Origin of the sequence: Xanthomonas sp. BRIP62409, from assembly GCF_003992965.1 — a bacterium.
GTDB lineage: Bacteria > Pseudomonadota > Gammaproteobacteria > Xanthomonadales > Xanthomonadaceae > Xanthomonas > Xanthomonas euroxanthea.
Genome location: NZ_QEZJ01000020.1, coordinates 544,754 through 557,583 on the forward strand (window position 1 = coordinate 544,754; position 12,830 = coordinate 557,583).

The 12,830-nt window shown below is 68.2% G+C and carries 8 protein-coding genes and 1 other RNA gene; 1 reads left to right on the forward strand and 8 read right to left on the reverse strand.

Annotated elements, in window-relative coordinates:
* Positions 1 to 179: 179 nt before the first annotated feature.
* The gene (locus EO170_RS11565) at positions 180 to 1,589 is read right to left on the reverse strand and encodes an FAD/NAD(P)-binding protein (protein ID WP_164739273.1); all 1,410 of its coding nucleotides are present in this window, start codon (positions 1,587 to 1,589) and stop codon (positions 180 to 182) included.
* Positions 1,590 to 1,831: 242 nt separating this feature from the next.
* Positions 1,832 to 1,908: non-coding RNA, sX9 sRNA (locus tag EO170_RS11570), on the reverse strand.
* A gap of 216 nt (positions 1,909 to 2,124) precedes the next feature.
* Between EO170_RS11570 and EO170_RS11575 the strand changes: the two genes are divergently transcribed.
* Positions 2,125 to 2,901, forward strand: coding sequence for an SDR family NAD(P)-dependent oxidoreductase (locus tag EO170_RS11575; RefSeq protein ID WP_126945019.1), 777 nt, complete (start codon positions 2,125 to 2,127; stop codon positions 2,899 to 2,901).
* A 501-nt stretch (positions 2,902 to 3,402) separates the two neighbouring features.
* Here the strand turns inward: EO170_RS11575 and EO170_RS11580 are convergent.
* From EO170_RS11580 to treZ, 6 genes are all read right to left on the reverse strand, one after another.
* Positions 3,403 to 4,035: an NAD(P)H-binding protein gene (locus tag EO170_RS11580; RefSeq protein ID WP_126945022.1), complete on the reverse strand. Its 633-nt coding sequence runs from the start codon at positions 4,033 to 4,035 to the stop codon at positions 3,403 to 3,405.
* Positions 4,036 to 4,051: 16 nt separating this feature from the next.
* The gene (gene glgX, locus EO170_RS11585; RefSeq protein ID WP_115675758.1) at positions 4,052 to 6,214 is read right to left on the reverse strand and encodes a glycogen debranching protein GlgX; all 2,163 of its coding nucleotides are present in this window, start codon (positions 6,212 to 6,214) and stop codon (positions 4,052 to 4,054) included.
* 124 nt (positions 6,215 to 6,338) lie between these two features.
* Positions 6,339 to 6,512 carry a DUF2934 domain-containing protein gene (locus EO170_RS11590; RefSeq protein WP_104649120.1) on the reverse strand — a complete coding sequence of 58 codons (174 nt, stop codon included), beginning with the start codon at positions 6,510 to 6,512 and terminating at the stop codon, positions 6,339 to 6,341.
* A 13-nt stretch (positions 6,513 to 6,525) separates the two neighbouring features.
* The gene (gene treY / locus EO170_RS11595) at positions 6,526 to 9,129 is read right to left on the reverse strand and encodes a malto-oligosyltrehalose synthase (protein ID WP_126945025.1); all 2,604 of its coding nucleotides are present in this window, start codon (positions 9,127 to 9,129) and stop codon (positions 6,526 to 6,528) included.
* Positions 9,126 to 11,075: a 4-alpha-glucanotransferase gene (locus EO170_RS11600; protein WP_164741013.1), complete on the reverse strand. Its 1,950-nt coding sequence runs from the start codon at positions 11,073 to 11,075 to the stop codon at positions 9,126 to 9,128. Before EO170_RS11600 ends, treY begins: the two co-directional genes overlap by 4 nt.
* Positions 11,072 to 12,829, reverse strand: coding sequence for a malto-oligosyltrehalose trehalohydrolase (gene treZ, locus EO170_RS11605; RefSeq protein WP_126945028.1), 1,758 nt, complete (start codon positions 12,827 to 12,829; stop codon positions 11,072 to 11,074). Before treZ ends, EO170_RS11600 begins: the two co-directional genes overlap by 4 nt.
* Position 12,830: the final 1 nt, after the last annotated feature.

Below are 12,830 nucleotides of genomic sequence, written 5' to 3' on the forward strand. Positions count from 1 at the left end.
TGGCGCGTCGACCGGAATGACCTTTTTCAGAGAATCTTTAACCACACGAGGCTGCGCGCGCGCCCCCATCCGGCGCGGGCGCGCCACCTTCTCCCGAAGGGAGAAGGGCTGGAACCCGCGATCGTCGAAGCTTCAACGCCCGGCCGTCCGTGAAGAGGTTGGAACGAACGCACATTTCGCTACAAACGCCCATTGACCTCGCGCGGCACCTGTTCCGGCTCTGGCTGTAACGCCGGCATCGCCCCCAGCAACAGACGTTCTGCCAGGGCGCGCGTGGCCACGCGCAACTCCGGCACGGCGGTGATTTCCCAGTAACGCCCGCGCAGCAGCGGGCCCACGCAATACAGTCCCGGCACGATCTGCCCGGCACCATCGCGCACGCGCAGTTGCGCATCGGTGTCCACGCCCAGGCCCAGCGGGTCGGCACGCAGCAGCCCGGCTTCGCGCATGCCGGCGATCAGCGGGTCACTGGTGCGGTCGATATCGGTATCCAACCCTGTAGCGCGGATCACCGCATCGTAATGAGCGGTCTGCGCGTCGGCCGATCCACGCGGGCGGATCACCGCCTCCACACCATCGGGCACCCAACGCGCACGCAGCAGCCGCGCTGCAACGATCTGCAGCTGCCCCGATTCCTGCAATTGCGCCAGCTGCTCCGCCGCGCCCGGCGCAACCCGATGCCGCGCCACTTCCCAATACGGGCGCAGATGGCGCAGGAAACGCGCACGCTGCGGCAGCTCCAGCCGCTGCCACAGCGGTTGCAGATGCGGGCGCAAGGCATCCACCACGCGTCGCCAGTCGTCGACCACGGCGCTCAGCTGGCGCACGCCGCGCAGCAGGCCGCGCAGGTCGGCATCCTTGAGTGCGCGCTGCAGATGCGGCGGCAACTCCAGCGCCGCGCCCGGCTGGCGCAGATGCGCCTGCGGCGCCAGGCCGCGCCGCGAAATCGCCAGCAGGCGACCGCGATGCCCGCGCGTGTGCAGGGTCAATGCCACGTCCACCATGGTCAGCCCGGTGCCGACGATCAGCACGTCGTCGTCCGGCGCCAGGCGCGCCAGGGCATCGCCCTGCCACGGCCAGCCGATATAGCGCGGATGCACGCTCAGCCGCGGGCCGATGCCGGCCAGCGCCTGCGGCTGCAATGCGCCCACCGCCAGCACCACCCGGTCGCTGTGGAAGGCGTCACCATTGGCCAGGAATACGCGGAAGCCCTGGCGTGCACGCTCCACCGCCACCGCTTCCTGCGACAGCCGCACGATCGACGCCTGCGCGCCGCTGACCGCGGTATCCAGCTCGCTGCGCAGATAATCGCCATAGGCAAGCCGCGGCAGGAATTCCAGCCGCCCGCTATCGCCCAGGTGCAAGGTGTCGGCGAAGGCGCCTGGCGCCTGCGCATCAATTCCCAGGTCCTTGGCGCGCACGTTGAGCAGGTGCTCCGGCCGTGCGGCGCCATAGGCGATGCCGCTGCCGAAGGTGTCGGCCACGCCGACCAGGGTGATGCGCACCTGCGCATCGGCCGTCTGCGCCAGTGCACGGACCAGCGCGGTGCCGCAAAAGCCGGCACCGATGACGGTGATATGGGTTTCCATGTGCAACTCCCACTGAATGACCCGCACGTTTTGCCCGCAGCGCGATGCAAGCGTGTAAACAAATGGTTAGTAGCGAACAACCGAAAACGCATGAGCTGATCATGCTTGGTGATGAGGCTTGCGTCGCAAGCTGCGCGCACACCGTATTGCACGCAGATGACAGCGCACACGACCGCAGACAGGTGCCGGTGCATGGCTCCCAAGCTGGCGCATAGCGCAGCGCTGCGCACCGCCATTAGGGTGACTGACAAAACTTAGCGAGCAATCGCTCGGGGCGTGTGGACGGCGCGCTCAGAACCTGAGTCCACGCGTGGCACATGGCAATTCCGGGCACCGGCCGCGCGCGCCTGGGGATGAGCGCAGTAGATCGCCAGCCCGCTACGCGCGCTGGCCAGCGCCTCGTTGGCAGAAGCGGTGGAAGAGTGGAACGGACAGCAGACATTGCAATGATGCGCTCAACACTGCAACGGCGGCACCGGGCACCGCGTCATGACCGAGCTGCTCGATAATGTCGGTTTCCGATCGAGTGTCCGCCATGTCCATTTCCGCAGCACCCACGCAAATCTCGCCGCGCAATCAACGCGTGCTGATCGCAGGCGGCAGCCGTGGCATCGGCCTGGCCATTGCCGACGCGTTCGTGCGCAACGGCGCGCAAGTCTCGCTGTGCGCACGCAATGCCGATGGCCTGGCACAGGCCGCACAGGTGTTGGCACCACATGGCAGGCCGGTCCATACCTTCGCCTGCGACCTGTCGGATGCTGCGCAGATCGAGGCCTATGTGCAGGCCGCAGCACAGGCGCTGGATGGCCTGGATGTGGTGATCAACAACGCCTCCGGCTATGGACACGGCAACGACGATGCCAGCTGGCAGGCCGGCCTGGATGTCGATCTGATGGCGGCCGTGCGTTGTAATCGCGCCGCGCTGCCGTACCTGCGCAACAGCGCTGCGGCGGTGATCCTCAACATCAGCTCGATCAATGCGCAGCGCCCCACGCCACGCGCAATCGCCTATTCCACCGCCAAGGCGGCGCTGAATTACTACACCACCACGCTGGCCGCCGAGCTCGCCCGCGAGCGCATCCGCGTCAACGCGATCGCGCCCGGTTCGATCGAGTTCCCCGACGGGCTATGGGCGCGGCGTCGCGACGCAGAGCCGGACCTGTATGCACGCATCCGCGACAGCATCCCATTCGGCGGGTTCGGGCAGGTGCAGCACATCGCCGATGCGGCGTTGTTTCTTGCATCGCAACAGGCACGCTGGATCACCGGGCAGGTGCTGGCGGTGGATGGCGGGCAGTCGTTGGGGGTGTGAGTGGGGATGTTTACGCTGGCGAAGATGCCGATCCGCCGCGTGGACCCGTAGGAACGTGCCTGCGCGCAACGGAGCTTTATCGGTAACGCCGCGTCGCGCGCAGGCACGCTCCTACGGCACAGCTGGCAGCGAGTCCTATTTCCGCGGCACTCTCGCAGCTATGGGCGAGCCCTGGCGGTGGACGGTTTGGCAGTCGCTGGGGTGTAGGCAATGCATTTGTAATGGCGAAAACGCCGATCCGCTACGCGCGCATTTGTAGGAGCGCGGCGTGCGATGAGGTTTTACCGGTAACGCCTCATCGCACGCCAGCGCGCTCCTACGAGACAGGCGACAATCAGGCCTCTATTTCGCTGCACGTGCAGTTGTAGGAGCGTGCCTGCGCGCGACGGAGCTTTATCGGCAACGCCTCATCGCGCGCCAGCGCGCTCCTGCGAGGCAGCCGACCCGACGCTCCATCTGACTGCCTCGCGACGCGGCCGCGAGGCGGGAACGACGGCGACCTCAGTCAGCCAGCTCCGCCGCCTCGACACTGTGCTCCCCACGCGCCGGTGCCAGCGCGGCGCCCACTATGGCGGCGGCGATGCGTTCGGCCGGGTTGAGACGGAAGCGGCGTGGCAGCAGCGGACCGAGCGCGCCCAGCACGAGGCTGCCGATGTGTTCGCCGGTGCGCCGCTGCTCACGTTCGCCGCCGATCAGCCCCGGGCGTACGAAGGTGAGCGAGGGGAAGCCGACCGCGCGCAGGTCGCGTTCCAGCTCGCCCTTGACGCGGTTGTAGAAGATGCGCGAGTGCGCATCGGCACCGGCGGCCGAATTCAGCACGAATACCGAGGTGCCCTGCGCGCAGACCGCGCGTGCCAGCGCCATCGGATAATCGTGGTCGATGCGGTAGAACGCCTCGCGCGAGCCGGCCTGTTTCATCGTGCTGCCCAGGGCGCAGATGGCCGCTTCCATGCGCGGTGCGGTCCAGTGGTCCAGGCGATCGAAATCGATCACCTGGTTGCGCAGCTTGGGGTGGATCTGGGACAACGGCCGGCGCGTGATCGCTACCACGCCGGTACAGCGCGCATCGGCCAGGAGTTGTTGCAGGACATGTCTACCGACCAGACCGGTGGCCCCTGCCAGCAACACATCCATCAGATCACCCCCGCCATCAGCGCGCGCCCTCGGAGACGATGCGCGCGCTGCTGGCGATGCGATCGCGCTCCACTGCGAGCAAGGTCAGCGAGTGCGCCGGGGCCTTCCATTCGCTGCCGCCGGCCACCACGCGGCCGCCGTGGCGCGCGGTGTCGACCAGCACGCGCCAGTGCTCGTCATGCATCGCCGGCAGCGTGAACGACACGCTGGTGGAGGCGGCATTGATCAGCATCAGCAAGGTCACGTTGGCGGCGATCTCGCGCAGGCCGGTGGTCGGCGAGCGGCCATCCAGCCGCAGCATCAGCGCGCGCGCTTCCGGGTCGTGCCAGCTGGCTTCGTCCATCTCGTGGCCGTCCGGCGCCAGCCAGGTGAGATCCTTCAAACCCAGCGCTTCGTCGAACTTGCCGTCGAAGAAGCGGGCGCGATGCAGCAGCGGATAACGCTGGCGGATACGGATCAACCGCCGCACGAATGCAGCCTGATCGGCAGCAGCGGCCTTGGTGGCAGCAGTCCAGTCGATCCAGGTCAGCTCGTTGTCCTGGCAATACGCGTTGTTGTTGCCGTTCTGGCTATGGCCGAACTCATCGCCGGCCAGCAGCATCGGCGTGCCTTGCGAAAGCAGCAACGTGGCCAGCAGGTTGCGCATCTGCTGACGGCGCAGTTGCTTGATGGCCGGGTCGTTGGTGTCGCCCTCGACACCGTAGTTGGCCGAAATATTGTGGTCGCTGCCGTCCCTGCCCTCTTCGCCATTGGCGAAGTTGTGCTTGCCTTCGTAGCTGACCAGATCGCGCAGGGTGAAGCCATCGTGCGCGGTGACGAAATTGACCGATGCAGTGGGGCGACGACCGCTGTGGTTGAACAGGTCCGCCGAACCGGTCAGGCGCGTGGCCAGTTCGGCCAGCTGGCCGCCGTCGCCACGCCAGAACGCGCGCACGTTGTCGCGGAACTTGTCGTTCCACTCCACCCAGCCCGGCGGGAAATTGCCCACCTGGTAACCGCCAGGACCGATATCCCAGGGCTCGGCGATCAGCTTGGTCTGGCTCAGCACCGGATCCTGGCGCACCGCATCGAGAAAGCTGCCCGATGGATCGAAGCCGTAGCGCTCGCGCCCGAGGATGGTGGCCAGGTCGAAGCGGAAGCCATCGACATGCATTTCCTGCACCCAGTAACGCAGCGAGTCCATCACCATGCGCAGCGCGCCGACATTGGTCAGGTCGAAGGTGTTCCCGGTGCCGGTGTCGTTGATGTAGAAGCGGCGATCGTCGGCCAGGCGGTAGTAGCTGGCGTTGTCGATGCCCTTGAACGACAGCGTCGGCCCCAGCTCGTTGCCTTCGGCGGTGTGGTTGTAGACCACGTCCAGCAGCACTTCCAGCCCGGCGTGATGCAGCCGCGCCACCATCTGCTTGAACTCGGCCACGGTGCGCGTGGACATGTAGCGCGCCTGTGGGGCAAAGAACCCCAGGGTGTTGTAGCCCCAGTAGTTGCGCAGGCCTTTTTCCAGCAGGTATTGATCGTCGACGAAGGCGTGCACGGGCAGCAGTTCCACCGCGGTGACGCCGAGTGAGCTGATGTGGTCGATCAGCTCGTCGGTCTTCAGCGCCGAGAAGGTGCCGCGGTTTTCCGGCGGCACCGACGGGTGCAGCATGCTCAGCCCACGCACGTGCGCCTCGTAGATCACCGTGCGGTTCCACGGCGTCTGCGGCGGGCGGTCCTGGCCCCAGGTGAAGGCCGGGTCGATCACCGCGGATTTGGGCATGAACGCGGCACTGTCGCGGCGATCGAAGCTCAGATCCTTGTCGCGGTGGCCAATGGTGTAGCCGAACAGGTGCGGCGCCCATTTGAGCTCGCCGACGATCTGCTTGGCATACGGGTCCAGCAGCAGCTTGTTGTGGTTGAAGCGATGCCCGGCATCGGGCGCATAGGGTCCATGCACGCGATAGCCGTACAGCTGGCCGGGGCGTGCGTCGGGCAGATAGCCGTGCCAGACCTCGTCGGTATATTCGGGCAGCGCCAGGCGCTCCTGCTCGCGGCCACGCTCGTCGAACAGGCACAGCTCCACCCGGGTGGCGTTGCGCGAATACAGCGCGAAATTGACTCCCAGGCCATCCCAGGTGGCGCCGAGCGGGTTGGGACGGCCTTCGCGGATGCGCGAGCGCTGAGTGAACTTGCGGGTGGCCATCGGTAACTCCTGAGAACGGTGAACTCAAAACGCTGAGCGAATGCGGCTGCCTGCGTGCGTGTGCACGCTCACCCTGACATGGCGCAGCCTGCAGGATGAACCATGCAGGGTGACAGAGTGACCGTTACTGGCGTGCACTCGCCGGCGGGCCGGCCTGCTCGGCGGCGCGCTCTTCGGCATCCACCAGGCGCTCGGCCATGGCCCAGTGCCGATCTGCGTGGCCGTCCGGGCGGCCTTCGGCCTCCCAGATCTCCTGTGCCAACTGGCGAAGCCGCGCCTGCCGTTCCGTGTCGTTCATTGCGTACGTTCTCTTAGGGGGTCAACAACACTGCCACTGGCGCACGTGCAAACAGCGTGGATATCGCCACGCGGCCGCCTTGCGGCTGCACCGTGCTGCCATCTAGCACATTACGGTGACTGGCCTGCGGCAATGCCAACGCCGCCTGACCCCAGCTGGCCGGCGGCACCAGCAGCGGCAGATCGCCATCGCCCGCGTTGCCGGCCCCCAGCCGCGTGACTGCCACCACCAGCGACTGCCCGCGGTACTGGCGGCGGAACGCCAGCACCTGCGCATCGCCGCTGCCGGTCACGGTCAGGGGCTGGTAGTCGCCCTTGGCGAACAGCGCCGGATGTTCGGCCCGCAACTGCAGCAGCAGTGCGGTCAGACGTGCCTTGACCGCACCATCGCGCCAGCTGCGCAGCAGCGTGTTCCAGTCGCGTGCCTGCGCCAGCCACTGCTGGCGCTGCGCGTAGTCGACCGGGCGGCGGTTGTCCGGGTCCACCAGCGACAGATCCCAGCCTTCGGTGCCCTGGTACAGGTCGGGCACGCCCGGCACGGTCAGACGCAAGGTTGTCTGCACCAGCGCGTTGCGCGCACCGGCCGCGGCGATGTGGTTGCTGGCGCGCAGCAGCGCCCGCCGCAGCGGCAACCCGGCGCGGCTGCACAGCACCTGCTCCACGGTGGCCTGCACGGCCTGTTCGTAGGCCGGCGAGCCGTCGGTCCAGCTGGTGTGCAACTTGGCCTCGCGCACGGCCTTGAGCAGCCACTGCGCAATGCGCTCGGCGTACTCGGCCAGCGGCTCGGTCTGGTCGGCACCCAGGCCGATCGGCCAGGCGGCCACCAGGGTCTGCCAGAGCATCTGCTGGTCGCCGCCGGCCAGTGCCGGTGCCTCGAGCGTCTCGGCCAAGGCATCGAACCGGGTGCTCTGCTCGATCCACCAGCGCGGTTGCTCGGACAGCACCGCCAGCCGCATGCGCAGGTCTTCGCCGCGCTTGTGGTCGTGCGTGGCGGTGGCCAGCAACGCGCGCGGGAAGTGCTTGGCGCGTTCGAGATTCTGCGCGTGGAACTCGGCCGCCTCGTTGGCGAAGTGGGTCGGATGGCTGCCGACCTCGTTGCGCGACAACAGCACGCCGTGCCGGTAGAACGCGGTGTCTTCCACCGACTTGGCATTGAGCGGTGCGGACAACTGCTCCACGCGACGACGCAGGATGCGCCGCAGGGCGACCTGCGCGCGGTCGGCGCCGGCATCGTCGAGCAGCCAGCGCTCGATCGCATCGACGGCCGCAACGATGGACTCCGGCATGCCCTCGCGCGCACGCGCGGCGGTGGCGCGCAGGCGCTCGGCTTCGCTGCCGGTCACGCCCTTGGCACCGGCATAGGTGCGGTACACCGGGAACCAGCGCAGCAACACGCACAGGCCGCGCGCCAGCATCTGCGGGCTGAACTCGCGCGTGGGCGGGTCCAGCCGCGCCAATGCCGACAACGCACCGACGGCGCGATTGAATTCGGTCTGCAGCGGGCCACGCAAGATCTCGTCGCGGGCGGCGCGTTCTTCCTGTGCGAAGTCGCCACTGCGCCCGCTCACCTTCTGCCAGGCACGCGCCAGCGGCTTGAAGCCGCCCGCGTCATGCAGCACGCCGCCGACCTGGTCCATGAAGTCGTAGCCGGTGGTGCCATCGCAGGGCCAGTCGGCCGGCAGGTGCTCGCCGGGCGCCAGGATCTTTTCCAGATACAGGCCCAGGGTGCCGGGCTTGAGCCCACGCGTGCGGCCAGCCGCATCCAGCCGGCTGCGCAGCTTGCGTACGTAGCCGGTGGGGTCAGTGAGCCCGTCCACATGGTCGATGCGCAGGCCGTCCAGATGGCCCTCGGCCACCAGCCGCAGCGGCAGCGCATGGACTGCGTCGAACACCGCCGGCAGCTCCACCCGCAACGCCACCAGCGAGGTGATGTCGAAGAAGCGACGGTAGTTGAGCATGTCGTTGCCCACACGCCACCAGTTCAGGCGGTACGGCTGGCGTTCGATCAGCTTGTGCAGACGGCCATCGCCGCGCTTGGCGCCGTCGTTGTAGTCGCGCAGCCATTGTGCACGCGCGGCCTTTTCCGGCACCTCCAGCGTCTGCGGACGGATCGGGTACCGCTGGTCGTAGTGCGCCAGTGCCGCGCTGCCGTCGTCCTCGACCACCAGGGTGATCAGGCCTTCGGCCAGTGCGGTGGCATACGGGCGGTCCAGCACCGCCAGCCACAACTTGCCGTCGCGCCCGGGCGCGCGCCAGTCGATGTCGAACCAGTCGGCATGCTTGGCACTGCGGCCGTTGCGCAGCACATCCCACCACCACGCGTTGTCCGCATGCGTGGCCATGTGGTTGGGCACGATGTCGGCGATCAGGCCCATGCCGTGCTCGCGCGCGGCCTGCGACAGGGCGATGAGCGCGTCTTCGCCGCCGAGCTCGGGATTGACCACGGTCGGGTCGATATTGTCGTAGCCGTGGGTCGAGCCGGGCACTGCGGTGCCGATCGGCGACAGGTACAGATGGCTGATGCCCAGCCCGGCGTAGTACGGCACCTGGGCGAGCGCATCGTGCAGGGTGAAGCCGACATGCAGCTGCAGGCGGGCGGTGGCGCGAAGCTCGATCATGGATGCGGTTCCGAAACGGCCGCGACGCGACGCGCCTCGGCAAAGCCCTGCAGCGCCGTACTCAGGCGCGCATGCGGCAAGGGATCGGGCAGGCGTCGACGCCAGTTGGGATGGACCTCGACGGTACCCGGCAGATTGGGTTGTTCTTCCAGCGCCAGCGCATCTTCCACCGGCAGCAGGGCCAGTGGCGACACGCTGGTGGCGGTGAAGCGCAGCGCGCCCAGCAGCGGGTCGTCCGCAGCGCTGAGTCCGGTGTGTCCGACCGCTGCATCCAGGCGTGCCACATCCTGGATGCGGGCCGCGGCATCGTCCTTGGCCTGCGCGGGCTGGATCAGGTCCAGCCTGCGCCGCCAGTCGATATCACGGCCTTCGCGCCAGCCGGTCAGCGTCGGCAGATCGTGCGTGGTGGTGGTGGCCAACGCATCCGGCCGCCACAACGCCGGCGAGACGAAGGCGCCGTCGTCGTCGCGGGTGAACATCAACACATCGATGCCCATCACCCCGCGCCGCGACAGTTCCTCGCGGATGCCGGGCGGCACCACGCCAAGGTCTTCGCCGATCACGATCGCCCGGTGCCGCCACGATTCCAGCGCGAGCAGATTGAGCAGGTCGTGCAGCGGATAGGCCAGATACGCGCCTTCGTTGGAGCTGGCCCCTTCGGGCACCACCCACAGCCGCATCAAGCCCAGAATATGGTCGATACGGATGCCGCCGCGATCGCGCAGCACCGCGCGCAGCAGCGCGATGTATGGCGCATAGCCGCTGCGCCGCAACGCGGTGGGCGAATATGCGCCGATGCCCCAGTGCTGGCCGTCGGCATTGAAGGCGTCCGGCGGCGCGCCCAGCACCAGGCCGCGCAGCACGGTGTCGGCGGCCGCCGCGGCTTCGGCGCCATTGGGATCGAAGCCGACCGCCAGATCGGCGATCAACCCGATCTTCATGCCGCGCTCGTGCGCCTCGCGTTGCGCATCGGACCAGCTGCGCGCCGCCAGCCATTGCGTGAACACGTGCAGTTGCGGGTCGCCATCGCCGAAATCCTGCGCGGCAAACCGCGCAAAGCCTTCCAGCGCCGCGCCGCCCTCGCTGCGGAAGGCAGCCAGATCGGGGTGATCGGCGGGCACGCGGGTGTAGAGATGGCGCAGCAGCTGCCACTTGGCCTGCGCCGAGGCCGGCCAGTCGATCAGGGCGCTGTGGTGCAGCGTATCGAAGCGCTCGCGCAGGCCGGGCACCTCGTTGATCGCCTCCAGTGCGAGCTCGCCCAATACGCGCACCGGTGCGGCATGCAGGGGATCGAGAAAACGCCGGTCGCTGGGCGAATACGGGCTGTAACCGCCGGTGACCGGGCGCGCGGCATGCACCGGGCTCAGGGCCAGGGCATCGGCGCCGGCCAGTGCAGCATGCCGCACCCATTCCACCGTGCCCGATGCGTCGCCGATGCCGGCGTCGTCGATGCTGCGTGCCGAATACACCTGCAGCGCCATGCCCCAGGCACGCGGTGTCGGCAGGCCACAGGCATCGGCCACGCTGAAGCAGCGTTGCGGGGCGACCGCAACCTGCTGGGTCAGGCTGCCGATCTGCAGCGTCCAGTAGCCGAAACGCTGCGGCGCACGCACCTGCCCCTGCGCATCGGCATGCGCCGGCTCGCTGGTGCCGCTGTCGTCCAGCCAACGGCCGCTGGCATTGGCGGCGACCGACACCGGCAGCAACCCGGCCACCTGCACGGTCAGCAGCGGCGCCGGCTCGGTGGCGTGCGCCTTGCAACGACGCAGGCTGTCTTCGCGCTGCGCAGCGGTGCCGGCAGGCAGTTCCAGCGCGGTGAGCACCGCATGCAGCGATTGGTCGGACACCTGCCGTGGCTGGTCGCTGGCATCCACCCAGTCCACCATCACCCCGGCCGCGCCGGCCAGCGCATGCAGATCGCTCCTGCTCAGATCGCGCGTACTCATGCGCGCGCCTCGTGCCAGGCGATGAAGCCATCGACCGGCAACTGCTGCGCGTCGGCAGCGACGTTTTCGGCATGCGCCACGCGGCCGCGCAGCGGCGGCATCGGCACCGCCGAGGCGCCGACGTTGAAGGCGATATGCCACAGCCCGTCGGGCAGTTCCCAGCTGGCGGTCACTGCACCGTCGGCCAGCACCTCGGCGCCCACCGCGCGCGCCTGTGCCAGCCCCGGGACCAGCCACTGGCGGCGTACGCCCAGCAGCGCGGTGAACCAGGCTGTCCACTGCACGCCATCGCCGCGGGCGGCGTCTTCGATCGGCGCGCGCGAGGCAGCAAAGGTGTCGTGGCTGTTCGGATCGGGAATGGTGGCGCGCTGCGCTTCGTCGGCGAATGCGGCGAAGTGCGCAAATTCACGGCGCCGCCCTTCGCGCACCGCATCGTCCAGCGGCGGGCCGAAATCGGTGAAGAACAGAAATGGCTGTTCGGCGCCCCACGGCTCGCCCATGAAGAACAGCGGAATCATCGGCGTCAGCGTCGTCAGCGCCAGCGCAGCGCGCAGGCGCTGCGGCGAGACCAGCACGCTCAGCCGCTCGCCGCGCGCCCGGTTGCCGATCTGGTCGTGGTTCTGCGCGAAGACCACGAACTTGTGCGGCGGCAGCGCCCCGCTCGGCTCGCCACGCACATGCCCGCGCGGGTCCGGCTCGCCCTGGTAGGCGAAGCCTTCGCCAAGCACGCGCGCCAGGTGCTCGGTGGGCTTGTCGGCGAAGGCGGCGTAATAGCCTTCGGCTTCGCCGGTCAGCAGCACATGCAGGGCGTTGTGGAAATCGTCGTCCCATTGCGCGGTGTAGCCGCGTTGCAGCTGCGAGGCCTGGTTGGCCTCGTTTTCCAGCACCAGGTGCACGTGGCGGCCGGCCGGCAGGCTGGCCTGCACGGTCTGCCGCAAGGTATCCAGGAACGCGTTCGGCGTGATCGCATGCACCGCGTCCAGGCGCAGGCCGTCAAAGCCGTATTCGTGCAGCCACATCAGCGCATTGTCGAGAAAGTAACGCTGCACCTGCGGCTTGCGGAAATCGATCGCCGCGCCCCACGGAGTGGGCTTGTCCTCGTTGAAGAACGGGGCGGCATAGCTGTGCAGATAATTGCCGTCCGGGCCGAAGTGGTTGTAGACCACATCCAGCAACACCATCAGGCCGTGTCCGTGCGCGGCGTCGATCAGCGCCTTCAACTGGTCCGGCGTGCCATAGGCTTCCACCGGCGCGTACGGCAGCACGCCGTCGTAGCCCCAGTTGTGCGCGCCCGGGAATGCGCTCAGCGGCATCAGCTCGATCGCGGTGATGCCCATCGCCGCCAGCTGCGGCAATTGCGCCTGCACGCCGGCATAGCCGCCGCAGGTGCCGACATGCAGTTCGTAGATCACCACCTCGTCCCACGGCCGTCCCTGCCACTGGGTGTTCTGCCAGGCGTAGCCGTCGGTTGGCTGCACGGCGCTGGGGCCATGCACGCCCTCGGGCTGCCAGCGTGAGGCCGGATCCGGCACCGGTTCGCCACCATCGACGCTGTAGCGATAGCGCGCATCGGCCGCGCAGTCGATCGCCGCACTGAAGAAGCCATCCTGCGCGGCCTGCAACGCGACGCGCGCGCCGTCGTCGAAGACCACCTCCACGCTCCTGGCATCCGGTGCCCAGAGCGCGAAGCGCACCTGTCCCTCACCCGCTGGCCATGCGCCCCATGCCGGCGTGGTGTCATTGCGCTCGTTCATT

Coding starts and splice junctions, on each gene's coding strand:
- treZ (WP_126945028.1), bottom strand. CDS start 12,829: ATGAACGAGCGCAATGACACCACGCCGGCATGGGGCGCATGGCCAGCG.
- EO170_RS11590 (WP_104649120.1), bottom strand. CDS start 6,512: ATGAACGACACGGAACGGCAGGCGCGGCTTCGCCAGTTGGCACAGGAG.
- EO170_RS11580 (WP_126945022.1), bottom strand. CDS start 4,035: ATGGATGTGTTGCTGGCAGGGGCCACCGGTCTGGTCGGTAGACATGTC.
- EO170_RS11600 (WP_164741013.1), bottom strand. CDS start 11,075: ATGAGTACGCGCGATCTGAGCAGGAGCGATCTGCATGCGCTGGCCGGC.
- EO170_RS11575 (WP_126945019.1), top strand. CDS start 2,125: ATGTCCATTTCCGCAGCACCCACGCAAATCTCGCCGCGCAATCAACGC.
- treY (WP_126945025.1), bottom strand. CDS start 9,129: ATGATCGAGCTTCGCGCCACCGCCCGCCTGCAGCTGCATGTCGGCTTC.
- glgX (WP_115675758.1), bottom strand. CDS start 6,214: ATGGCCACCCGCAAGTTCACTCAGCGCTCGCGCATCCGCGAAGGCCGT.
- EO170_RS11565 (WP_164739273.1), bottom strand. CDS start 1,589: ATGGAAACCCATATCACCGTCATCGGTGCCGGCTTTTGCGGCACCGCG.